Annotated in this window: 18 protein-coding genes and 1 pseudogene; 12 read left to right on the plus strand and 7 right to left on the minus strand. The window is 69.3% G+C overall.

Annotation, left to right across the window (positions count from 1 at the left end):
- The first annotated feature begins 129 nt into the window (after positions 1-129).
- Entirely contained in the window at positions 130-1,215 is a 1,086-nt protein-coding gene (locus tag ACFVH5_RS16195) for an alkene reductase (protein WP_385834320.1), read from the plus strand.
- 54 nt (positions 1,216-1,269) lie between these two features.
- Here ACFVH5_RS16195 and ACFVH5_RS16200 read toward each other — a convergent pair whose 3' ends face one another.
- On the minus strand, positions 1,270-3,003 hold the full coding sequence (locus ACFVH5_RS16200) for an amylo-alpha-1,6-glucosidase (RefSeq protein WP_385834322.1): 1,734 nt from the start codon (positions 3,001-3,003) through the stop codon (positions 1,270-1,272).
- Positions 3,000-5,009 carry a hypothetical protein gene (locus tag ACFVH5_RS16205; protein ID WP_385834323.1) on the minus strand — a complete coding sequence of 670 codons (2,010 nt, stop codon included), beginning with the start codon at positions 5,007-5,009 and terminating at the stop codon, positions 3,000-3,002. The genes ACFVH5_RS16200 and ACFVH5_RS16205 overlap by 4 nt, the downstream gene beginning before the upstream one ends.
- Before the next feature lie 181 nt (positions 5,010-5,190).
- On the opposite strand from ACFVH5_RS16205, the gene ACFVH5_RS16210 reads away from it, so the two are divergent.
- The 5 genes from ACFVH5_RS16210 to ACFVH5_RS16230 all read left to right on the plus strand — a co-directional run bounded on the left by ACFVH5_RS16210 (position 5,191) and on the right by ACFVH5_RS16230 (position 10,209).
- Positions 5,191-6,528, plus strand: a complete 1,338-nt coding sequence (locus tag ACFVH5_RS16210) for an ABC transporter substrate-binding protein (protein ID WP_385834324.1) — start codon at positions 5,191-5,193, stop codon at positions 6,526-6,528.
- Positions 6,529-6,540: 12 nt separating this feature from the next.
- Positions 6,541-7,500 carry a carbohydrate ABC transporter permease gene (locus tag ACFVH5_RS16215; protein ID WP_385834325.1) on the plus strand — a complete coding sequence of 320 codons (960 nt, stop codon included), beginning with the start codon at positions 6,541-6,543 and terminating at the stop codon, positions 7,498-7,500.
- Positions 7,497-8,363, plus strand: a complete 867-nt coding sequence (locus ACFVH5_RS16220) for a carbohydrate ABC transporter permease (protein WP_385834326.1) — start codon at positions 7,497-7,499, stop codon at positions 8,361-8,363. The genes ACFVH5_RS16215 and ACFVH5_RS16220 overlap by 4 nt, the downstream gene beginning before the upstream one ends.
- A gap of 66 nt (positions 8,364-8,429) precedes the next feature.
- Complete coding sequence (locus ACFVH5_RS16225; protein ID WP_385834327.1) at positions 8,430-9,512, plus strand: LacI family DNA-binding transcriptional regulator; 1,083 nt, start codon at positions 8,430-8,432, stop codon at positions 9,510-9,512.
- A 280-nt stretch (positions 9,513-9,792) separates the two neighbouring features.
- On the plus strand, positions 9,793-10,209 hold the full coding sequence (locus tag ACFVH5_RS16230) for a hypothetical protein (protein WP_385834329.1): 417 nt from the start codon (positions 9,793-9,795) through the stop codon (positions 10,207-10,209).
- Between the two features lie 10 nt (positions 10,210-10,219).
- Here the strand turns inward: ACFVH5_RS16230 and ACFVH5_RS16235 are convergent, their stop codons facing one another.
- Complete coding sequence (locus ACFVH5_RS16235; RefSeq protein WP_385834330.1) at positions 10,220-11,023, minus strand: GAF domain-containing protein; 804 nt, start codon at positions 11,021-11,023, stop codon at positions 10,220-10,222.
- A 208-nt stretch (positions 11,024-11,231) separates the two neighbouring features.
- Here ACFVH5_RS16235 and ACFVH5_RS16240 point away from each other — a divergent pair, with 208 nt between their 5' ends.
- The 3 genes and pseudogenes from ACFVH5_RS16240 to ACFVH5_RS16250 all read left to right on the plus strand — a co-directional run bounded on the left by ACFVH5_RS16240 (position 11,232) and on the right by ACFVH5_RS16250 (position 13,249).
- Positions 11,232-11,810, plus strand: coding sequence for a dihydrofolate reductase family protein (locus ACFVH5_RS16240; RefSeq protein WP_385834331.1), 579 nt, complete (start codon positions 11,232-11,234; stop codon positions 11,808-11,810).
- Between the two features lie 231 nt (positions 11,811-12,041).
- Positions 12,042-12,539, plus strand: a pseudogene (locus tag ACFVH5_RS16245) (hypothetical protein); the annotation flags it as partial.
- Positions 12,540-12,631: 92 nt separating this feature from the next.
- Entirely contained in the window at positions 12,632-13,249 is a 618-nt protein-coding gene (locus ACFVH5_RS16250) for a vitamin K epoxide reductase family protein (protein ID WP_385834333.1), read from the plus strand.
- A gap of 84 nt (positions 13,250-13,333) precedes the next feature.
- On the opposite strand, the gene ACFVH5_RS16255 is transcribed toward ACFVH5_RS16250, so the two are convergent.
- Entirely contained in the window at positions 13,334-14,134 is an 801-nt protein-coding gene (locus tag ACFVH5_RS16255; protein WP_384810434.1) for a DUF4142 domain-containing protein, read from the minus strand.
- A gap of 579 nt (positions 14,135-14,713) precedes the next feature.
- Between ACFVH5_RS16255 and ctaD the strand changes: the two genes are divergently transcribed.
- Together ctaD and ACFVH5_RS16265 are read left to right on the plus strand one after the other, a co-directional pair.
- Entirely contained in the window at positions 14,714-16,555 is a 1,842-nt protein-coding gene (ctaD, locus tag ACFVH5_RS16260; RefSeq protein WP_385834334.1) for a cytochrome c oxidase subunit I, read from the plus strand.
- A complete protein-coding gene (locus tag ACFVH5_RS16265) occupies positions 16,552-17,016 on the plus strand; it encodes a hypothetical protein (protein WP_385834335.1) in 465 nt (154 codons plus the stop codon). The genes ctaD and ACFVH5_RS16265 overlap by 4 nt, the downstream gene beginning before the upstream one ends.
- Before the next feature lie 51 nt (positions 17,017-17,067).
- Here the strand turns inward: ACFVH5_RS16265 and ACFVH5_RS16270 are convergent, their stop codons facing one another.
- Positions 17,068-17,979, minus strand: a complete 912-nt coding sequence (locus ACFVH5_RS16270; RefSeq protein ID WP_385834337.1) for an alpha/beta fold hydrolase — start codon at positions 17,977-17,979, stop codon at positions 17,068-17,070.
- 255 nt (positions 17,980-18,234) lie between these two features.
- Positions 18,235-19,626, minus strand: a complete 1,392-nt coding sequence (locus ACFVH5_RS16275; protein ID WP_385834338.1) for a M1 family metallopeptidase — start codon at positions 19,624-19,626, stop codon at positions 18,235-18,237.
- A gap of 431 nt (positions 19,627-20,057) precedes the next feature.
- Between ACFVH5_RS16275 and ACFVH5_RS16280 the strand changes: the two genes are divergently transcribed.
- Complete coding sequence (locus ACFVH5_RS16280; RefSeq protein ID WP_385834339.1) at positions 20,058-20,876, plus strand: endo alpha-1,4 polygalactosaminidase; 819 nt, start codon at positions 20,058-20,060, stop codon at positions 20,874-20,876.
- A 105-nt stretch (positions 20,877-20,981) separates the two neighbouring features.
- Here the strand turns inward: ACFVH5_RS16280 and ACFVH5_RS16285 are convergent, their stop codons facing one another.
- On the minus strand, positions 20,982-22,187 hold the full coding sequence (locus tag ACFVH5_RS16285) for an ROK family protein (RefSeq protein ID WP_385834340.1): 1,206 nt from the start codon (positions 22,185-22,187) through the stop codon (positions 20,982-20,984).
- Positions 22,188-22,194 lie beyond the last annotated feature (7 nt).

Below are 22,194 nucleotides of genomic sequence, written 5' to 3' on the forward strand. Positions count from 1 at the left end.
CCCGGAGCCGGGCCCACCCCCATTCCTCACCGCCCATTCCTCACCCCCACCCCCTCCCCCTCGCCCCCTCCCCCCTCTTCCATCCCTCGTCCTTCTCCTCATCCACCCCTCGGCACAAGGAAGTCACTCATGACCACCCAGCCCCTGCTGCAGCCCGTCCGCCTCGGCGCGCTGGAGCTCCCCAACCGCATCGTCATGGCCCCCATGACCCGCGCCCGCGCTCACAACGCCGAGCTCGCCCCCACCGACCTGCAGGCGACCTACTACGCGCAGCGCGCCGGTGCCGGACTGATCGTCACCGAGGGGACCTGGGTCAACGCCGACGCGATCGGCTACATCAACGTCCCGGGGATCTACACCGACACGCAGACCGCCGGCTGGGCGAAGGTCACCGAAGCCGTCCACGGGGCGGGCGGGCGGATCGTCTCCCAGCTCGGCCACGTCGGAGCAGCCTCCCACCCCGACCACCTCGACGGCCGCCTGCCCGCCGGACCCTCTGCCGTCAACCCCGGCGAGAAGTCCTACACCTCCTCAGGCCCGAAGGACACCGTCACCCCGCGCGCCTACACCGCCGCGGAGATCGCCGACACCATCGCCGACTACCGCCGTGCGGCCGAGAACGCCCGCCGCGCCGGCTTCGACGGCGTGGAAATCCACGCCCAGGTCTCCCACTTGATCCCGCAGTTCCTCAACCCCCGTCTCAACCGGCGCACCGACGCCTACGGAGGCAGCAGCGAGAAGCGGGCCAGGTTCCTCCTCGACATCCTCGACGCGGTCAGCGACGTGTGGGGCGGCGACCGTATCGGCGTGAAGATGTCCCCGGGCTGGATCAGCGGAGCCGCGTTCACCGCGGACGAGGAGACACTCGCCGACTACGACCAGCTGCTCAAGAAGCTCAACGACAGCGACCTCGCCTACCTGCACCTTCTGGGCACCCCCGGCACCATCGAGGAGCGCCTCGCCCTCTTCTCCCGCTACCGCGCCCACTACCAGGGCAACATCGTCGCCAACCTCGGCTTCACCCAGGCCCTCGGCAACGAGATCCTCGACCACGGCGTCGTCGACGCGGTCTCCTTCGGCGCCCCCTTCATCGCCAACCCCGACCTCGTCGAGCGCTTCACCCACGGCCACCCGCTGGCCGACGACGACCAGGACACCCACTACGCCGGCCACAGCGAGGGCTACACGGACTACCCCGCCTTCACCGCCGCCTGAGCAAGGAACGGGGCGAGGAAAGGAGCAAGGAGCAGGCCAAGGCACCGAAGCGGCTCATGACGCACGCTCACACAGGGTGTCGGCGGCGAGGGCCCGGCGCTCGGCGCGATCGGAGACCATCGACAGGTACACCGAGGCGGTCCACGTCATGCTGCGGTCACGCAGGCCGGCGCCCGTCATCGCGTCGAAGTTCTCCGCCATGCCGGCTCCCGCGCAGGTCGCCATGAACCGGGTCTCGATGTCGTCCGCCAGGTCGGGCTGCCCGCTGCGGCGCAGTCCGTCGGCGAGCAGCATCGTGGACGGCGCCCAGATGGGGCCGCGCCAGTAGCCGTCGGCCTCGTAGTGGGGGCTGCCCGGTGGCTCGGTGGCGGGCCCGTGGGGGGTGAGGTAGCCACCGTCGAGGAGGCGGCGCACGGTCGTGTCGCGCAGTGCGGCCGGCAGGAGGTCTCCGAGGATCAGCGGCATGAAGGTGAGCAGACTCTCCGAGTCGATCACCTCGCCGGTCAGGGTGTCCCGTGCGACGAAGCGCTCTCCGGTCCAGAACCGGTCGCACAGCGTCCGCACGGTCGCGGCGGCCCGTCGCGTCCACGCCGCCGCCTCGTCGTGGCGGCCGGTGCGGCGGGCGATCAGCGCGAGCGTCTGCATCTGCATCGCGAGGTGGGCGAGCAGGTCCGGGCTCTGTACGGGCACGCCTACGCCGAAGGTCGTGGCGTTGTCCCATCCGGAGTCGTTGCCGTGGTTGTAGGACGGGATGCCGTCGTCGCCGTACACGCGATGTTCGAACCACCACTCGGTCCACCGGCGCAGCGGTTCGTACAGCGCGGCTGTCGCGTCGTCGGTGAGGCCGCCGCGGTCCATGAGGTGGGCGATGGACCAGCCGTGGATCGGTGGTTTGACGAAGTTGCGTTCGACACCGGCGTCGTTGACGTAGTCAGGTAGGCAGCCGTGCTCGTCCTGGTGGTCGAAGACGGCGAAGAGCTGGTCGGCCGCCGCCCGCGGGTCCCGCCACAGGGCCATGGCGTTGAAGCAGTGGTCCCAGCTCCACACGTTGGTCATCCGGTTCTTCGACATGAGCATGGACTCGCGTCGCAGTGCGCCGCCCGGCGGCACGATGGCCGCCCAGGTGACGAACGCGGCCAGCCGGACGGTGTCGCCCATCACCGGGTCGTCGCGTTCGGCGCCGCCGTGTGTACGGCACCAGGTGTCGAAGTCGGCCTGGGCGACGGCGGCGAGGGCGTCCGGGTCGTCGAGGGGGGCGGTGGGCACGGCGCTGCCGTATTCGTCGACGACGATCGTCGCCGTGCCGTCGGGTGCGGTGATCCTCAGCCGCGCCTCGGAGTTGCGGACGCCGTCCCAGCGGGCGTCGAACCGGGTCTGACCGCCGATGACACGGATGCGGTAGTTGCGGTTGGCGCCGCTGTCGATGAACCGCCAGGTGTTGTCGTTCTCCTGGAAGACGGCGTCGTACTGCGAGGTGGCGCGGAAGTCGAGGGTGAGGGAGCCCTCCCGGACACGGAGGCAGGCCCGGCCGGGTCCGTCCAGGACCGCTTCGACCCGGGTGGTGCCGTGCTGAAGGGTCAACTTCCCCGCTGTGGTGCGGGACTGGGCCTCGGTGCCGCCGTCCAGGAGGAGGCGGACGATCTCGCGGTGGCGGGCGTCACCGCGCACGGTCCGCAGGTAGACGCCGCCGTCCTGCTGGTCGGTGACGCGTGAGACGGCGAAGTAGGACCCGCGGCGGCTGAACGGGGTGGTGCCGAGGTCGATGTCGAGCAGGCGCGGGGCGCTCATGCCTGGCCCTCCGCTCCGGTGGTGGCCTTGGTGTCCGGCAGCGCGACGCGGACCGACTCGCCGGGTCCGAGCGAGACCGTACGCGGCACGGCGGGGCCCCTCGTGCCGTCGCCGGTGCCGCCGAGTGCCGAGAGGTCCAGCTCGAACGAGCGTGTTCGTCCTGCGTCGTTGACGAGTTCGAAGCCGTCCTGGTCGATCCGGTAGGTGAGTTCGTAGGCTCGCTGGCCGAGTGTCACGGTGCCCGAGCCGACGACCTGGGGGGCGATGAGCAGGTCCGCGGTGAGCGTCGAACGGACCCCGAGGTACTCGGTGAAGAGCACCCAGGCGTACACACACGGGTATTCGTAATAGTGCGCGGCGCCGTGCCAGTCGGACCCGTCCACGTAATGGACGTGGTTCATGTCGTAGCGCTCGCCCATGACGTAGTCGTCCGAGGCCCCCTGTGCGGCGACGGTCTCCAGCTGCCGGCGGAGCATCCCCCCGTTGCGGCGCCACGACCAGAACGCGGCGTCCCAGCACCAGTACCTGCCCGCGGCACACAGGTCGTAGGGTCCGCCGTCCCCGATCTCGTCGTCGGTGTAGTCCTGTACGCGGGCGGCGAGGAAGGTCGGGAAGCGCTGGAACTCGTCGAGTTCGCGGTCGATCAGCGCGAGGACGTGCTCGGTCTGCGTGCCGTCGGCGTGCCCGAACATCGCCGGGAGGACGTTGGCGAGGAGGTGCACGTGGTCGTGGACGCGTCCTGAGCGGTCGATCCAGTCGACGAAGCGGCTGGTGGCGCCGTCCCAGTGCCCGGCCGGGAGCGGAGCGCGGACGGCGGCGGCGAGGCGCGCGGCCGACTCCCGGTAGGAGCGGGCCTGCTCGTCGCGGCCGAGGACGTCCTCCAGGGCGGCGAGGAGTTCGAAGGAGTTAGCGGCGAGCGAGGCGGCCATGGTCTCCCGCCCGTCCTTGATGACCTGGTCCTCGTAGTACACGTCGGACCACAGTCGTCCCTGCCGGTCCATGCAGTCGACGACGCAGGACGCCGCGCCCTCCAGGTCCTCGATGCGCTCCCGCAGCCAGCCGGTGTCCTTCGTACGTGCGAAGTACAGCCACGCGGACTCCAGCACCTCGACGTTGCCGGTGACGAGGAACATGACGGCGTTCTGGGAGCCGTCGAGGCTGTTCCTGCGTACGTGGTACTCACGGTCGCCGTCCGGCTGGATGGCACAGGGGTCGCGCCACAGTTGCTGGGGGTCCTCGCGCATCATGCGCAGCTGCAGGTCGAGCATGCGCCGTACGACGTCCTGGTCGGTGCGGCTCCCCCAGGCCATCCGCCCCTTGATCTGGAACTCGTGGTCGACGTCCGGATAGGTGCCGACGTACTTGTCGGCGAGGGTGCTGATCACGTAGCCGTCGCGGTCCGGGTACTCGGCGGCGGTGGTGCGCTCGACGACGCAGGGCAGGACGGTGCCCCAGTAGAAGCCCGCGAGGGCGTCGGCGAGGACGTCACCGCCGGGGAGGTCGAGGGCGAAGGGCGCTCCGTCGACGTCGGCGTGGGGGCGGGCCCGGTGGGCGACGAGGGTGGCTGTGCCGGCGTGGACGGTGAGGGTGCGGCGGTCGCCGTCGGTGTGCAGCTCGATCACGCCGTCGGCGACGACGTGCCAGGCGGGCTCGGACGCGCCGGGGTGTGGGGGAAGCAGCCAGGCCGCACCGGAGCCCGTCAGGTGGACGGGGGACGAACCGTCGTCCGGCAGAAGGTGTCGCTGCCCGACGGTGTCGGTGGGCCCCGCTGTGTCGGCGGTGTCGGTGGACACCACGGTGTCGGCGGTCCCGGCGGGGCCGGCAGCCCCGGCACTCTGGCTGGTCCCGGCGGTCTCGACTGCGAGCAGCACGCTGGGCCCGGCGGATGCGTCGAAGCGGATCCGGGGCTCGGACCCCCCGGCCGCCGTCACCGTCCACGTGCGTTCGTCGACGCGTGTCGGTGTCCCGTCGGTGGGCAGCGCGCGCTCTGGGGTGCTCAGGGGCATCGGTGTCGTGGCTTCCTTCATGACGATGGCGTCCCCGCCGCTTGCGACGGTGCTGGCGTCAGCCAGTATGCAAATCGAGGTTGGAAGTTTGCAAGACAATCTTGCAAGACATGCGTAAGCCGGGCCATGATGACGCCCACCAAGCCGAGTGCTGCATCTCGATCAAGGAGGATCGATAGCCATGACCGCTTCGCCGTGTCGCCCCTGGCGCACCCAGGTCAGCGCGTTCACCGCAGTCACCGCCCTGTCCGCCGGACTTCTGACCGGCTGTTCCATGTCGTCCTCGGACGGCTCCGCCGGGAAGGACACGCTCACCGCCTGGGCCTGGGGAGCCCCCGCGGCCGGCATGAAGGCCACCGCCAAGGCGTTCGAGAAGTCGCATCCCGGAGTCACCGTCAAGGTCCAGGACGTCGGCAACCCGGCGATCTGGGACAAGATCACCACCGGCATGGCAGCCGGGGGCCAGGGTCTCCCCGATGTCATGGACATCGGCGGCGACTACATGGGCAACTACCTGGAGACGTTCCCCGACGGCTTCGCGAACCTCGGCGACATGGGTGCGGGCTCGCTGGAGAAGGACTTCCCGAGCGGCCTGTGGAAGGGCGGCCAGGACGCGAAGGGACAGCAGTACGGCATGCCCTTCGAGGTGAACACCAACCTGGTGTTCTACCGAAAGGACCTGTTCCGGAAGGCCGGCGTCGACATCGACTCGATCCGCACCTGGGACCAGATGCTGGCCGCCGGAGTGAAGATCAAGAAGGCGACCGGAGCCGATCTCTTCGCCGTCGACAAGGCGGCCTCGCAGGCCGACTCGGCGAACTTCTTCATGATGCTCGCCCGTCTGCAGGGCACGTTCTTCTTCAACGGCAAGGGCGAGATCGCGCTCTCCGGCAAGGAGAGCGTCGACGCGCTCGCCTTCCTCAAGGCGGCGAACGACAAGCACCTCGTCACGGACATCCCGCAGAGCCAGGGCACCACATCCCAGATGAAGGGTCAGGCGCCCGTCGCGATCATGCCCGGCGCCTCGTGGATGGTCGGCAGCTTCCAGGACACGGCGCCCGAGATGAAGGGCAAGTGGGGCGTGCGGATGCCGCCCGCGATGAAGGAGGGCGGGTACACGGCGTCGTCCGCGGGCGGCACCTACCTCACCGTCTCGAAGGCGAGCAAGCAGCCGAAACTCGCCTACGAATACGTCCAGTACAGCATGGCGACGCTCGCCGGCCAGAAGGTCATCACCAAGGCCGACGGACTCTTCCCGAGCTACGAACCCATGTGGAAGACCGCCGCCTTCAAGGAGCCGAACCCCTATTTCGGGTTCAACACCAACGAGCTCGTCATCGAGGCGCTGAGTCAGGACACACCCCCTGACCACTACACCAAGGACTACCCCAAAGCGCTCAAGGTCTACGACGACGCGCAGACCCAGGTCCTGGTCAAGGACGCGGATCCCGAGAAGGCACTCCAGCAGGCCGCGAAGCTGCTGGCACAGCAGACCGGCCGGAAGACCGCGAAGGACTGACCGGAGAGCACCATGTCCCTCACCACGAATTCCAGCCCCCGGCCGGCCGGGACGCCCGCCGCGGCCTCCCGGTCCGCCGTCGAACCGCCTCGCCGGCGGTCATCGCGCAGGACCTGGCGTACCCGCGCCACACCGTACGTGTTCCTGTTGCCCGTCATCGTGCTGTTCGTCGGCTTCAAGGTCTATCCGGTCTTCTACGCCCTGGCGCTGAGCTTCACGCAGAACGTCGGCGGTGTCACCGAGTTCGTCGGCGGCGCGAACTACGGACGGCTCCTCGACGACCCGCTCTTCTGGACCGCCCTGCGCAACACCGTCGAGATCCTGGTCATCCAGGTGCCGTTGATGCTCGGTCTGGCGATCGTGCTGGCCGTCGCCCTCAACTCCAAGCTGCTCAAGTGGCGTTCCTTCTTCCGGGTCGCCTACTTCGTCCCGATCGTCATGGGCCTCGTCGCGTACGGCATCCTCTTCTCCGCGCTCCTCAACTACCAGAACGGCTTCATCAACTACCTCCTCACCTCGGTGGGGCTGCCCCGGATCCCCTGGCTCACCGACCCGTTCTGGGCCAAGGCATCGATCATCATGGCCATGACCTGGCACTACACCGGCCAGAACGCGGTCATGTACCTCGCCCAGCTGCAGTCCATCCCCGGCGAGCTGTACGAGGCCGCACAGATGGACGGGGCGAACAGGCGCCGGCAGTTCTGGCACATCACCCTCCCGGGACTGCGGCCGGCGCTCCTGCTCACCGTGGTGCTGTCGACGATCGGGACCCTGCAGCTGTTCGACGAGCCGTACGTGCTCACCGGAGGCGGCCCCGACAACGCCACCCTCACCATCGGCATGTACCTCTACAACAGCGCCTTCAAGAACTTCGACTTCGGATACGCCTCCGCGATCGGCTACGTCCTCGCCTTCATCGTGACCGCCGTCTCCGTCATCCAGACGCTCGTCCTCAGGAGGCGTGCCCAGTGACCGCCCTGCAGCATCCGGCACCGCGCCGACGCCGCGAGCCCGGCTCGACCAGATCGCTCAGCGCCGTCCTCACCACGTTCGTCGCGCTCGGCGCAGTCCTCATGCTCGTCCCCTTCGCCTGGCTCGTCGTGGCGTCGACGCACTCGACGAACGAGATCTTCTCGTCCCCGCCGGCGCTGCTGCCCGGCGACCGCTTCTGGACCAACCTGACCGGGCTCTTCGACTCGCTGGAGTTCGGCACCGCCGTCCGCAACTCCCTGGTCGTCTCGACGGTCTACACCGCGCTCGGCATGCTGGTGTGCAGCACGGCGGGATACGCCTTCGCCAAGTTCCGGTTCCGGGGCCGCAACGCGATGTTCACCGTGATCATCGCCTCCCTCGCCCTGCCGGGCCAGGTGACGCTCGTGCCCCTGTTCAAGATGATGGTCGCGCTCGGCTGGCTCAACTCCTACCAGGGACTCATCCTGCCGAACCTCGCGCTGCCGTTCGGGATCTTCCTCATGCGCCAGGCGATGCAGTCAGTGCCCGACGAACTCCTCCAGGCGGCACGCGTCGACGGCGCCGGCGAGTTCCGTACGTTCTTCCAGATCGTCGTTCCCACCATGCGGCCGGCTCTGGCCGCCCTCGCCATCTTCCTGTTCCTCGGCCAGTGGAACGACTTCGTCTATCCGCTCATCGTCCAACGCGATCCGGCGGCCTACACGTTGCCGGTCTCCCTGGCGACCCTGCACGGCGTACAGTCCACGGACTACGGGCAGTTGCTGACCGGCACCCTGATCTCGGTCCTGCCGGTCCTGGTGCTGTTCCTCTTCCTGCAGCGGTACTTCGTCGCGGGCCTCCTCGCCGGCTCCGTGAAACAGTGAACATCCCACAGCACTGCACTCCGTACGACGGACGAACACGCATGGCTTGCGACCGGAAGGTTTGAGATGACGACAGGGAATGCCACCGAACCGCCCAAGCGGCGCAAGGGATCCCGAGCGGCCGCCGGCACCACCACACTGGCCCAGGTCGCACAGGCAGCCGAGGTCAGCGAAGCGACCGTCAGCCGGGTCATCAACCGCAAGTACGGTGTCGCGCCCGCCACTCGGCAGGCGGTGGAGGAAGCGCTGAAGCAGATCGGCTACGAGCGCCCCCTCGACAACCGGCTCGTCGTCATGCTCACCCCCAACCTGAAGAACCCGATCTTCGCCCTGCAGGCGGAACGCGTCGAGAACGAGCTCAACCCGTACGGTCTGACATCGATCATCTGCCCCGTGTACCCGGGGACGCCGCGTGAGCGGGACTACGTGGAATCGCTCGTGGACGCGGGTGTGGCGGCGATCGTCTTCCTGTCGTCGAGCAACACCCTCCGCGACGAGGACCATCGCGTCGTGCAGTTCGTCGAGTCACGGGGCATCCCCTACGTGAGCATCAACGGCGGCTTCCCCGACTCCGACACCCCGGTCGTCTCGACCGACGACTGGCGTGCCGCCGAGCTGGCGGTGGGTCATCTGCACGACCTCGGGCACCGCAAGATCGGCCTCCTCGCGGGACCGACCGACAACCTGCCCGCAGACCGGCGCGTCGAGGGATTCCTCCGCGCTCTCGAACAGCGCGGCATCGACCACCCCGAACAGTTCGTCGTCCGCCAGCACTTCAACGTCGAGGGCGGCCAGCAGGCCGCGAGCGCGCTCCTCGCGCAGGGGACCACGGGCATCGTGGCGTCCAGTGACGAGATGGCCTTCGGCGCCTACCGGGCCGCGGAGCGTGCCGGGCTGCGCGTCCCGAAGGACGTCTCGGTCGTCGGGTACGACGACTCGCCCGTACTCGACTTCATCGGCCCCCCGCTCACCACGGTCCGCCAGCCGATCGAACGCATCGCGGAGAACGTCGCGCGCCTGGTCACCTCGCTGATCTCGAACCGGACCGTCAGCACGCAGGAGATCCTCGTCGAGCCCGAACTCCGCCTCCGGGGATCCACCGCTCCCGCGCCGACCATGCGTGCGGACCAGCATCCCCTGTACGGATGAAGTCGGCGTACGGCGGTTTACCGATCCCACTCCCCTTGGGCCGGGCTTGTTCCCTCCACAATCGCATCAATGCAGGTCAGCACGCGTCTGACGCCTCCGCGACGCAAGACGCGAGCCGTGGACCCGGCGCTGCGCAGTCCGTCCGTGAAACCCTTATGGCGGTTTGTTCATGAATGAGGCGCCCGACAGGAGAATAATTCTCGTGGGCATGTCGTGAGGGGTCGCTCGCGGCACTGGCCCGGGAAGGCGTGCCCGCTCGGGATCCGGCGGGCGGGGTGCCATGGACCACTCCTCGAACCGGCACGGTTCCTGCGAGGCGCTGCCCGCTCTGCTCGCACAACTGTCCGAGCTCGTGCGCTATGCGCAGGACACGATGCAGCTCGACGCCGAGGACGCGCAGGTCTTCATGCCGCTGTACACGGTGGTGATGTACGGAGTCATCGACGGAGGCGCTGCGGAACCGATTCTCTGGCAGCTGGCCAAGAGCGCTGTCGGACAGACGGCCCTCTCTGCCACCTGCGGCCAACAGGGAACGGCGGCGCAGCTGCTGATGACCGTGTGGTCGGCCAGTCTGCAGCCGGCCGTCGAGGCCGAGGAGTGGCCGGTCAAGGCGCCGGACCTGCCGCTCCAGTGCCTGCGAGCGGTCGTCGCGTCGGCCGACGCGGCTGGCTCCGGAGAGAAGGGTTCGGCGGCGTGAACGGGCGCCGCTACCTGGCCAGCCGGTCGGCCGCCTGGATCACGTAGCCCAGTTCGCTGCGCGCCTCGGCCGCCCACACGGTGGGCTTGGCGCGATGCACGGAGAGCATCCCCGCCAGCTCACCCCCTGGCGTCATGACCGGCAGCGACGCCACGGCCCGCACGCCCGCGTCATGGAGGACGTCCCCGGCGGCAGTGCCCACGAACAGCGGCGACGCACGGATGTCCTCCACGAAGACGGGGCGCCGCTGCCGGGCTGCCGCGCCGCACGCACTCCCGTGCCCCGCGACCTCCACGCTGCGGAAATAGGACAGGAACGGATGATGGAACCCGCGCTGTGCGCTGATGCGCAGCGTGTCCGACGCGGGGTCCAGGAACTGGACATTGCCCATCGGAGCCCCCGTCACACGCAATGCCGTGGCCAGCGCCTGACGCAGCACCACCTCGTTGCGCCTCCCGTCGGCGCGACCGGTGGACACACCAGGTGTTTCCGCGATCCGCAACGCCCGCAGGCCGCCGCTCAGATGAAGGGCCCTCAGCCGGGGGTCGTCGACTCCCCGCACCTCCAGCTGTCCGCCCGCCGCCCGTACCTGCTCCGCCACGACCTCCACCAGTTCGACTGCGGCGAAGCCCAGGAACGAGACGCGGCTGAAGTCGAGAACGAGCCGACGACAGTGGGCCGGCAGGTCCGAGAGCTCCTTCATCAACATCATGGTCCCGCCATGATCGAGCTGTCCCTCGACATGGACGACCGTCCGCCCAGGCCGTGCGACGACCGACGTCTCGATGGGCGATGCCGACAACGACTGCACCACGGATTCCACCTGCCCCAACCATCTTGAACACAGATATTCAGCGTAGAAGTCCGAGCAGCCTCAACAGGGTGTTTCGGACATGAACAGCACTTCTGGCGGTAAGTTCGCCGGCACGCCGACGGCCGCTCGGGTCCGGGGCGGAGCAATGAGTTTTCGGGGCGGCTCCGGTCAACCACTACAACGCACACCTACTTTTCGGAGGAGTCCGATGGCACGTCTCATGGTGGACTTCATCATCTCGCTCGACGGCTACGCGTCCGCCGACGGCTGGCCGGGATTCTGGGGCATGGAAGGGCCCGAATACCTCGCTTGGCTCGACGACGACAGCGAGAAGCAGCACGTCAGCCTGATGGGCGCCACAACCTATCGGCTGATGTCAGGATTCGCCGCGCAGGCGCCGGACGACCCCGGCTTCGCCCAGCTCAACAACATGCCCAAGACCGTCTTCTCATCGACCCTTGAAGCGCCCCTGACCTGGCAGAACACCGAGCTGGTCACAGGAGACGCCGTCGAGGCCGTGCGGGACCTGAAGAAGAACACGACCCAGCCCCTGCGCACCCTCGGCAGCCTCACCCTGTGCCGATCGCTGCTCACGGCCGGTCTCGTGGACCGCTTCCGCGTCGTCGTCTTCCCGGTGATCACCGGCGCGACCGGCCAGGAACGAATCTTCGACGCATACCCGGACGTCCGCCTCGACCTCATCGAGAGCCGCACCTTCGACGGCCGGCTCCAACTGCTGGAGTACGCACCCACCGTCCTGGACGGACCGCCCACCACGGACAGCTGACGAGCTGGTACGTGACATCCGGGGGGAGCCTCGTGCACGGCCGCCCGCGCCGAAAAGTGCCGAACTCCTCCCGGCGGGGCCGTTCGGCCCTAGTTGGGTCCGGGGCGCGGTGACTTCACTGATTCCGCAGTCCCGTCCCGGGGCGGTCCGTGGTGTCGCCCGAAGGCGGAGAGGACCGGGTTCGCGGTACGGGGAGGAGTGGAAAGCCGTACGGCGAAAGGGAAGTTGGGAATGATTCTGGCGGTGGGGCATGCCGATCTGACCCGCGGCACGCTCGAACTGGTGGAAGCCGAGTTGCGGGCGAGGCTGGAGCGGTTCCTGGGGCGGGCCCAGGGGGTGGTGCGCGCCGGTGCCGGTGTGCCGCTGGCCTTCGGACGGGCGGTGCGGACGGCCGGGCGGCACCTCGTCGTGGTGCTGCCCGCGCAGGCGGCCGTTCCCGCGATGCCGCCCGAGCGTGACCGCCTGGCGGCCGGCGAGTTGCTGTCCCTGGCCCGGCAGGTGCGGCTGCTGACGTACGACCCGGCGGACCGGGACGCCTGCGTCGGCGCGGACGAGCGGCTGATCGCGGGATGCCGGAAGGTGCTGGCCGTGTGGGACGGTTCGCCGTCCGACGGCCGCGACGCCACGGCTCATCTGGTGGCCTACGCCCGCGCCCGCGGTGTCCCGGTGGAGGTCCTGTGGCCGGAGGGGGCCGCCCGCGAGCACGTACCCGGCACACCGCGGCAGCCGTCCGGCGGATGCCGTCCGCGCGGCGGCGACCACCCGTCGCCCGCCGCCGTACCGGCACCCGTCCGGCACTGCGACGAGCCGGAACAGCCCCGATGACCGGCATCGCGGACAAGACGAGCAGTACCGGTGGCGCCGGCCGCGCCCTCGCCTGGCTGCTGATCATCACCGGCGGTCTCGGTGCCCTCGCCTCCTTCGTGATCACCCTCGACAAGTTCCAGCTGCTGCAGGACCCGGGCTTCGCCCCCTCGTGCAACCTCAGCCCGGTCCTGTCCTGTTCGAGCGTGATGCGCAGCGACCAGGCGGGCGTGTTCGGGTTCCCCAATCCCCTGCTCGGCCTGCTCACCTACCCGGTCGTCGTCGCGATCGGTGCGGCGCTGCTGGCCGGGGCCCGCTTCCGCCGCTGGTTCTGGCTCGCGCTGAACACCGGCGCCATGCTCGGCGCGGCCTTCTGCATGTGGCTGATGAGCCAGGCACTGTACGAGATCGGGGCGCTGTGCCTGTGGTGCTGCCTGGCGTGGGCGGCGACCATCGCCCTGTTCTGGTACACCACCGTGCACAACCTGCGGCACGGGATCGTCCGCGCCCCGCGCCGCGTCGTCGCCGGTGTCACGGAGTTCCACTGGGCGGTGCCGGTCACCTGGTACCTGACCGTCGTCATGCTGATCGCCACTCGCTGGTGGAGTTACTGGCAGACGTTGCTGCGGCCGTGAGACGGGTGCGTAAGCCGGGCGCCGCGCGCACTGAGCACGTAGCTTACGGCTTACGGCTTACGGCACCCGCATCGGGCGACCCCGCTACCGCAACACGCTTTCCGAGTCCGACGGTTCAGGGCGCTCCGTGCTGACCGTGCCGTCCGTCGGCAGCGCCGAAGGGCTCGACGTCAGGGTGGGGTCACCGGTCGGCCGGGCGGGCGGCGCCGAGGCCGCCGACGCACCCGGCTTCGGCGGCGGGGGCCCGGTCGGGCTGGCGGTCAGCCCCTTCGCGGCATCGACGGCGAGCGCGTCGAAGTCGACGTCCCCGGTCCTCTCCAGCATCGTGATGTGGTCGAGCACGGTCTGGTTGGCGTCCGAGGCCAGCTGCCGGATGAGCGAGTTGCGGGTGGTGGCGCGGACCTCCGCGACCGCCGCGAAGACCTTGCCGTGCGCGGAGCGCAGCAGGTTCGCGAACTTCTGCTCGTAGTCCTTGCCCTGAGAGGCCGTCAGCTCGGCCAGCCAGCCCTGTTGTTGGGCGTTCGGCTGGTTCGGCACCTCGATGCCGAGGTCGGCGGCGATGATCCGGACGCGCTTGTCGAGGTCGTTGTGGCCGACCACCAGGTGGTCGCCCGTCTCCTTGACTGCCTTCGTGGGCGCGCGTTCGATCGCCTGCTGCCCCGCCGGTATCTCCCACAGCCCGGCGAGCCGTACCCGTACCACCAGGTCCCGGTCGGCGGCGGTCAACGGACCCCATCGGGTGTTCACCGTCTCGGCGGGAGCGGGCCGGGTCGCCTTCACCGCGTCGAAGCGGTGGGGATAGGAGTAGAAGACCGGGTACGCGACCGAGCCGATCGAACCGGCGATCCCCAACGCGATGAGGAACGAACCGTTGATGCGCCGCACATGAGCCTCCGGTGAGTGGACGACAAGGGACAGGCAGCGGCCACCCACAGCCGACTGCGGCTGCGAGCCTTGTCCGAACCCGAACCCGAACCCGAACCGGGCCCGGATCCGGCGTGCGTGTGCACGGGGTGCACGCGAGCCGGTTGTCTGCCTGGCGCGTACCGGGTACTCCGGCTCCGTCTCCCCGGCCGGGGCATGGGGACGAGGTCCGGAGTCGGGGCACCCGGCTGCGGCGTCAGGAGATCATTCCGCCGAGTGGCACGGACAGGGCCGGACGGTCCCGCGCACCAGGGGCCGAACGGCCCTTGACGCCGGACTGGTCAGCCCTGGACGTCCTGTGCGGGACGCACGTCGTCCGCCGCCGACCGCCACCGCGATGGTGCTCGCACATGGCTGGACGTGCTCAACCGTTCCCCGGGCCACGGCGAAGAGGGGTCCTTGGGCCCACCCCACCGGCCCGCCGCGGGGACTGTTCGGCCCTACCCGACCCTCGTACCCCCGAGCCGATCATGGAGCGGCAGCCGGGAGGCGCCGCAAGCACAGCGCTGAGCGCAAGGGCGAAGGAAAGGGAACCGTCCGGTGGACGAGGCACAGAGACAGCAGCCGGAGGCCGCGCGCACGCGTGACGCGGCCCCCGCGACCCCCAGGGTGGGCGAAGCACCCGTACGGGGCGACGGGAGCAACGGCCCAGCGCAGCCGGACGAGAGCAGCCGGACGCCCGTCCGTCCGACCTGGGTCGAGTGGCTGACGACCACCGACCACAAGAGGATCGGCACCCTTTATCTGGTCTCCGCGTTCGTGTTCTTCATCGTCGGCGGCGTCATGGCCCTGCTGATGCGCGCCGAACTGGCGCGCCCCGGAACGCAGTTGCTGTCCAACGAGCAGTACAACCAGGCGTTCACGATGCACGGCTCGATCATGCTGCTGATGTTCGCGATGCCGCTGTTCACCGGATTCGCGAACTGGATCATGCCGTTGCAGATAGGCGCGCCCGACGTGGCGTTCCCCCGGCTGAACATGCTCGCCTACTGGCTGTTCCTGTTCGGCTCGTCGATCGCCGCGTTCGGCTTCCTCACACCAGGCGGCGCGGCGGACTTCGGGTGGTTCCTGTACGCCCCGCTGTCCGACGCCGTGCACTCACCCGGCCTCGGCGCCGACATGTGGATCATGGGCGTGGCCCTGTCCGGGTTCGGCAGCATCCTCGGCGCGGTCAACTTCATCACGACCATCATCTGCATGCGCGCCCCGGGCCTGACCGTCTTCCGCATGCCGGTCTTCACCTGGAACGTGCTGCTCACCGCCGTGCTGATCCTGATCGTCTTCCCCGTACTGGCGGCGGCGCTGTTCGCGCTGGAGTGCGACCGCCGGTTCGGCAGCCATGTCTTCGACCCTGCGAACGGTGGCGCGCTGCTGTGGCAGCACCTGTTCTGGTTCTTCGGGCATCCCGAGGTGTACATCCTGGCGCTGCCGTTCTTCGGCATCGTCTCCGAGGTGATCCCGGTGTTCTCGCGCAAGCCGATGTTCGGTTACATGGGCCTGGTCGGAGCCACCATCGCGATCGCCGGCCTGTCGGTGACCGTGTGGGCGCACCACATGTACGTCACCGGCGGAGTCCTGCTGCCGTTCTTCTCCTTCATGACCTTCCTCATCGCGGTGCCGACAGGCGTGAAGTTCTTCAACTGGATCGGCACCATGTGGAAGGGCTCCCTGTCCTTCGAGACCCCGATGCTCTGGACCGTGGGCTTCCTGGTCACCTTCGTCTTCGGCGGTCTGACCGGAGTCATCCTGGCGTCGCCGCCGATGGACTTCCACGTCTCCGACTCGTACTTCGTCGTGGCGCACTTCCACTACACGGTCTTCGGTACGGTCGTGTACGCGATGTTCGCCGGATTCCACTTCTGGTGGCCGAAGTTCACGGGCAAGATGCTCGACGAGCGCCTCGGGAAGCTCACCTTCTGGACGCTCACGGTCGGCTTCCACCTGACGTTCCTGGTCCAGCACTGGCTCGGCGCGGAGGGCATGCCCCGCCGGTACGCCGACTACCTGGCGGCGGACGGCTTCACGGCACTCAACACCCTGTCCACGATCGGTTCGTTCGTGCTCGGCCTGTCGATCCTGCCGTTCCTCTACAACGTGTGGCGGACGGCCAAGTACGCGAAGCCGGTGGAGGTGGACGACCCCTGGGGATACGGACGTTCGCTGGAGTGGGCCACGTCCTGCCCGCCACCGCGGCACAACTTCTCCGCGCTGCCGCGCATCCGGTCGGAGTCCCCGGCGTTCGACCTGCATCATCCGGAGATCGCGGGGATCGGCGAGAGCGCCGGGACCGCAGCGACCACGAACGGCGCCGCGACCTTGGGTGGCACCTCGTACCCGGCCCAGGCCCCGGCCCCGGCCCCGGCCCCCAGGACGGTGAAGTGACCGTGTCGCACCCCGTCCTGGCGCTGGGCGCCGCGCTGCTGACGGCGGCCGGTCACGTCTGGTATGTCCCGGCCCTCGCCGAGCTGCGCGCGGGAACCGACCGCCCGTTGTCCCGCCGTACCGCCGCCGCGGCCTGCCTGAGCGGCTGGGGCACGACCGGGACCGTCGCGGCCGTGCTCCTGGTGAGCGGGACCTGGCGAGCCCCCTGTGCCGTCGCGGTGGCGGGCACGGCCGTCACGGTCGGCCTCCGCCTGCGTGCCGCCGTACAACACCGCCGGGAGGCGCGGGAGACGGCCCGGCACTGGGCGCAGTTGGCCCGGTACGGGCACCGGCCCCCGCCCGGCCCCGACCGCTTCCGCGGAACCCTCGCCGTACTGGTCGCGTCCGGGCTGGCCACGGCCCTGACCGCAGCGACGCTCCTGCTGGTGACGGGCGTCGCGTCCGCCTTCACCCCTGACTGACGCTCGCTCATCGCCGCCGGGCCTCGGACGCCTCCCGGCACCCGTGGTGGCTCACCTGTTGATCGTGGCCTGTGCGGTCACCTGCCGGATGGCCTTGAGGGCGACGTCGGGGCGGTCGACGTGGATGTAGTGCCCGCTGCGGGCGGCGGTGCTGACGCGGCTGCGGGCGGAAAGGGCGCGCCACTCCTGCTGGCCCTCGGCCCACATCCGCTCCAGGGCGGGCCCGTAGTCGGGGACCTCGGAGAACTGGGACTCGTGCTTGATGATCCGCACCGGGATGCGCCCCGCCGAACGGACCGGCGCGTCGGCGATGAGGAACTGCTCGGGGTTCTGCCCCTCGTTCACCGCGATGGTCTGGTCGCGCAGTTCGGCCGGCATACCGGTCGCGGACTCGGGGATCGCCTTTCGGATGCCTGCTGTGAGGGCCGGGATCGTGGCGTCCATCAGGACCAGGCCCGCGATCCTGTCCCGGTGGTCGGGGGCGTACCGGGCGGCGATGTAGCCGCCCAGCGAGTGGCCGGCCAGGACGACCGGGCGGTCACCGACGATCCGGTCGAGCACGCCGGTCAGGATCCTGCCGCTGTCGTCGACGGTCTGCATCCCGTTCGGCTGATCGCTCGCGCCCTCCCCGAGCCGGTCGTAGGAGCAGACCCTGCCCTTGTCGCTCAGGGTCCCCTGCAGCGCGGCCATCGTCTCCAGTCCGTCGCCACCTCCGGCCATCAGGACGACGACGGGCTTACGGGCCACGGTCCTGCCGGAGCACGAGACGTTGACCGCGTGGCCGTCGACGCGGATCTTCTTGACCCCCGTGAAGGCGTCCTCGTGACCGTGACCGTGCCGCACGGACGTCGCGGCCACATTCTGCTGGGCCTGCGCGGCGACCTGGCCGTAGCCGACGACGGCGGCGCCTGCCACCGCGCAGAACGTCGTCGCCAGTGCGGTCGTCTTGAGGGTGCGGTTCACGTGGATCTCCAAAGCGACAAGGGGACTCAGAGGTAGGGCGGTTGAGGAAGCCGCTCATTCCGAATCGCGGCGACAACGAAGACGCTACGGTTCCGGCGCGCTCGGATCGTCACCTGTCAGAGGCTTCTTGCGCGTAGCTCGCACGGGGGACAGCGACGCTCTGCGCGACGTGCTGGACGCGGACATCCAGCACGTCCACATGCGCCGGCGGCACCGGTGACCGCTGTACGGCCTCCCGGCACGGGCCGTCGTCCGCTACAGGGCGGGCTTGCCCTTCGTGAACAGCCATGTCTGGAAGAGGTCGTCGAGCTGCTGGCCCGAGATCTTCTCCGCGAGCCGGATGAACTCGTCGGTGTTCACGTTGCCGTACCGGTGCTGCCTGGTCCACGTCGGGAGCAGCTTGAAGAACGCCTTGTCACCGATGCGCTCGCGCAGGACCTGGAGCGTCATCGCGCCGCGCTGGTAGACGGCGGAGGCGAACATCGTGTCGCGCTGCGGGTCGCCGACGACCGTCTGCCAGAAGGCAGCCTCGGCGGGCCGTGCGTTGTAACCCGCGAGGAAGGCGTCATGGGCGCTCTGGGTGCCCCTGTGCTCGCTCCACAGCCACTGGGAGTAGGTCGCGAAGCCTTCGTTGAGCCAGATGTGCTGCCACTTCTCGACCGAGACGGAGTCGCCGAACCACTGGTGGGCGAGTTCGTGGACGATGGTTCCCTCGCTGCGGACTGCGGAGTAGACCGGCTTGGTCTGGGTCTCCAGGGAGAAGCCGGCCTGCGGCATGTCGTCGACGATCGCGCCGGTCTCCTCGAAGGGGTAGGGACCGAAGATCTTCGACCAGTAGTCGGTGGCCTCGGCCGTGAGTCCGTACACGTCGACGTTGTTGCTGTTCTCCAGTACGGGGTCGATGGCGACGTAGATGGGGGTGCCCGCCGGGGTCGTGCCCTGCTTCACGTTGAACTTGCCGATGGTGGCGGTCGCGAGGTACGTGGCCATGGGCTCGGTCTCGCGCCAGTGGGCGACGGTCTGGTCGCCCTTGTCGTACGTGCCGACCAGGCGGCCGTTGGAGACCCCGGTCAGGCCCTTGGGGGCCTTGATGCGGATGTCGAAGGTGGCCTTGTCGTCCGGGTGGTCGCTGGAGGGGAACCAGGTCGACGCGGCGTTGGGCTCGCACGCGACGAAGACGCCGTCGGTGGTCTTCATCCAGCCGTAGTCGGAGCCGAAGACGATGGGGCCGCTCAGCGGCTCGGGCACGCCTCCGTAGGTGACGGTCACGGTGAACGTCCTGTCCTTGCGCAGGCTGTCGCGCGGGCTGATACGGATCTCGTCGCCCTCGCGCGTGAACTGCGCCCGTCTGCCGTTCACCTCGATCTTCGTCACCTCCAGCTTCTGGAGGTCGAGGGCGAAGGACGAGAGGTTCTGGGTGGCGCGCGCGGTGATCGTGGTGCGGCCGTCGAGCCGGTCGGTGTCGGGGTTGTACGCCACGTCGAGGCCGTAGTGGCGGACGTCGAAGCCGCCGTTGCCGAGCTGGGGAAAGTACGGGTCGCCCACGCCGTCGGCGCCCGGGTGGGGCGCGGGTGCGGCGGCGATCAGGCAGAAGGAGGCGGCGGCTGTGGCCAACGCCCCCAGACGTGCCGAACGGGAGAGTGCCATGGGTCATCCCTTCGCGCGTGCTCCGATGAAACGGACACGCAGACTCTGCACTCTCCCGAATGGGCGTGTACATGACTTGGGTCCGGATTTTTACCAAGTCATCAGGTTTCACGGGGCAGTTGAGGCCCGCGCCTTGAATCGCGGCGGTTCGCCGGCACGTCGTCAAAGTGCCTCAACTGGTCGAGAAAGCGGACCGCTCGGTGCCAAAGACGAGTTTGGTGGTGAACGTTCCGCAACCGGAACCGGCCGGTTGACATGGCCTGGGCCGCTCGGTTTACTCCCTGCAACGCCAACATCAGCTTTCTGGCGCCAGAGGTACGCCCAGCCGGTAGTGCGGTTCTCGCGACCGCAAGTCCGGACACAGTCGCCAGGACGGACGCATTCAAGCGCAGTCCGAGGCGGGGACGTACCCCCACCTTCTGGAGCTCCACATGCCCCACGCCCATCGCGTGCGATCCCGCAAGCCCGCCGTCGTGGCAGCGTCCCTGACGTGTGCCGTCGTCGGCGCCCTGCTCGTCTCGTCGAACGCGAACGCCGCCGCTCCGGCGGTCGAACTGCCCCCGGTCAACGCGCCCTTCGACTACCAGATCGGCCAGGCCTACACCCCGGCAGCCGACGTCAAGGTCGTCTCGCGTGACCACACCGCCTCCCCGGCCGCCGGCCTGTACAACATCTGTTACGTCAACGCCTTCCAGGCTCAGCCGGGAGCCGAGGACGAGTGGGAGGGCCTGCTGCTGACGGACGCCGACGGAGAGGTCGTCTACGACCCGGACTGGGACGAGGCCTTCCTCGACATCCGCACCGCCACCAAGCGCCAGCAGGTCGCCGCGAAGGTCAACGCCTGGATCGACAGCTGCGCCGACAAGGGCTTCGACGCCGTCGAGCCCGACAACCTCGACTCCTTCACCCGGACCGACCTGATCAGCAAGGCCAACGCCAAGGCGTTCGTCAGGCTGCTCGCGGACCACGCCCACGACAAGGGCCTGGCCATCGGGCAGAAGAACACGCCCGAACTCTCCACCGAGCGCTCCGCGACCGGCCTGGACTTCGCCGTCGCCGAGGAGTGCGGCGAGTGGAAGGAGTGCGGCGACTACACCGAGGGCTTCAACGACAACGTCATCGTGATCGAGTACCAGCAGAAGTACTTCGACGAGACGTGCGCCCAGTGGGGCAGCCGCCTCAGCGTCGTCCTGCGTGACGTACTGGTCACCGCCCCCGGCGGCAGCGGATACGTTCGCAAGGCCTGCTGAGGCCCGCTGAGGCCTGCTTGAGCCGCTGACACGACCGGACGGGCCGGCTCCATCCGTGAGCCGGCCCGTCCCCTGTCGGATTCGGCACTACGCCCCGATTCGCCCTTACGCTCCGGCGCGGGCCAGCGTCTCCAGGGGGCCGACCAGGATCTCGGAGAAGGCGAGTTCGGCGGCGCCGATGAGCACCGCGTCGTCACCGAGCTCCCCCACCCGCAGCCGCAGGTTCTCGCGGGAGGGTCTGAGGGCGATGCGGTTGATACGGCTGCGGATCTGGGCCGCTGAGCCGAGGTACACCTCGCGGAGCGTCCCGCCGAAGACGACCGTGCGCGGGTTGAACACATTGACCAGGTTGGCGACGCCGATACCGAGCCAGTCACCGATGTCGTGCAGGGCGGCGCGGGCGGTGATGTCACCCCGGTCCGCCGCTTCGACCACGGCGTGCACGGCTTCCCGGCCGGTGGCCGACGGGTCGCGCCGCGCGGCCTCCAGCAGGGCGCGCTCCCCCGCCTCGGCTTCGAGACAGCCGTGCGCCCCACAGCCGCAGGGCCTGCCGTTCCGCGGGTTGACGACCATGTGGCCGATCTCGCCACCGTATCCCTGGTCGCCGGCCAGCAACTGGCCGCCGGTGATGACACCGCCGCCGATGCCGATGTCGCCGTGCAGGTACACGAGGTCCTGGCAGCCCGCCCCGGCCCCGCGCAGATGCTCCGCGAGCGCGCCGAGGCTGGCCTCGTTGCCCACCGAGACCGGCAGGCCGAGGCCCAGCAGGCGCATGAGGTCCTCGCCGAACTCCTCGTCCTCCCAGCCGAGATGGGGCGCGGAACGGACGTATCCGTCGGGTCGGCGCACCATCCCGCGGACGGCCGCGGCCACACCGACGCAGTAGGTGCCGTGCCCTGCCGCGTCCACCATGTCCAGCGCGGAGCCGGCGAGAATCTCGGCCACCTTGCCCGCGTGACGGCGGCCGGGAAGCACCGGGATCTCCCTGCGGTCGAGGAAGACCCCTCCCAGGCCGATGCGGGCGGCGGCCAGCCGGTCCACTCCCACGTCGAGGGCGAGGACGTACACACGGTCGGACTCTGGCCGTACGACCAGGGACGGCCGGCCGGCCCTGCCGGTGTCCCGGGGCAGTTCCTCGCGGACCAGGCCGGCCGAGCCCAGCTCGCTCACCAGGCCCAGGATGGTGCTGCGGTTGAGCCCCATGCGCTCGGCCAGGACGGCTCGCGACATGGATCCGCCGATGTGCACATGACGGAGCAGGGTGCCGAGGTTGTGCCGGCGGATCTCCTCCTGCGAGGGACCGGCTTTCATGGCACCC

Source organism: Streptomyces sp. NPDC127119 (assembly GCF_042677425.1).
Taxonomy (GTDB): domain Bacteria; phylum Actinomycetota; class Actinomycetes; order Streptomycetales; family Streptomycetaceae; genus Streptomyces.

Bases quoted from the DNA above. Each gene is read 5' to 3' on its own strand.
- ACFVH5_RS16195 (WP_385834320.1), top strand. From the start codon at position 130: ATGACCACCCAGCCCCTGCTGCAGCCCGTCCGCCTCGGCGCGCTGGAG.
- ACFVH5_RS16200 (WP_385834322.1), bottom strand. From the start codon at position 3,003: ATGAGCGCCCCGCGCCTGCTCGACATCGACCTCGGCACCACCCCGTTC.
- ACFVH5_RS16205 (WP_385834323.1), bottom strand. From the start codon at position 5,009: ATGCCCCTGAGCACCCCAGAGCGCGCGCTGCCCACCGACGGGACACCG.
- ACFVH5_RS16210 (WP_385834324.1), top strand. From the start codon at position 5,191: ATGACCGCTTCGCCGTGTCGCCCCTGGCGCACCCAGGTCAGCGCGTTC.
- ACFVH5_RS16215 (WP_385834325.1), top strand. From the start codon at position 6,541: ATGTCCCTCACCACGAATTCCAGCCCCCGGCCGGCCGGGACGCCCGCC.
- ACFVH5_RS16225 (WP_385834327.1), top strand. From the start codon at position 8,430: ATGACGACAGGGAATGCCACCGAACCGCCCAAGCGGCGCAAGGGATCC.
- ACFVH5_RS16230 (WP_385834329.1), top strand. From the start codon at position 9,793: ATGGACCACTCCTCGAACCGGCACGGTTCCTGCGAGGCGCTGCCCGCT.
- ACFVH5_RS16240 (WP_385834331.1), top strand. From the start codon at position 11,232: ATGGCACGTCTCATGGTGGACTTCATCATCTCGCTCGACGGCTACGCG.
- ACFVH5_RS16250 (WP_385834333.1), top strand. From the start codon at position 12,632: ATGACCGGCATCGCGGACAAGACGAGCAGTACCGGTGGCGCCGGCCGC.
- ACFVH5_RS16275 (WP_385834338.1), bottom strand. From the start codon at position 19,626: ATGGCACTCTCCCGTTCGGCACGTCTGGGGGCGTTGGCCACAGCCGCC.
- ACFVH5_RS16280 (WP_385834339.1), top strand. From the start codon at position 20,058: ATGCCCCACGCCCATCGCGTGCGATCCCGCAAGCCCGCCGTCGTGGCA.
- ACFVH5_RS16285 (WP_385834340.1), bottom strand. From the start codon at position 22,187: ATGAAAGCCGGTCCCTCGCAGGAGGAGATCCGCCGGCACAACCTCGGC.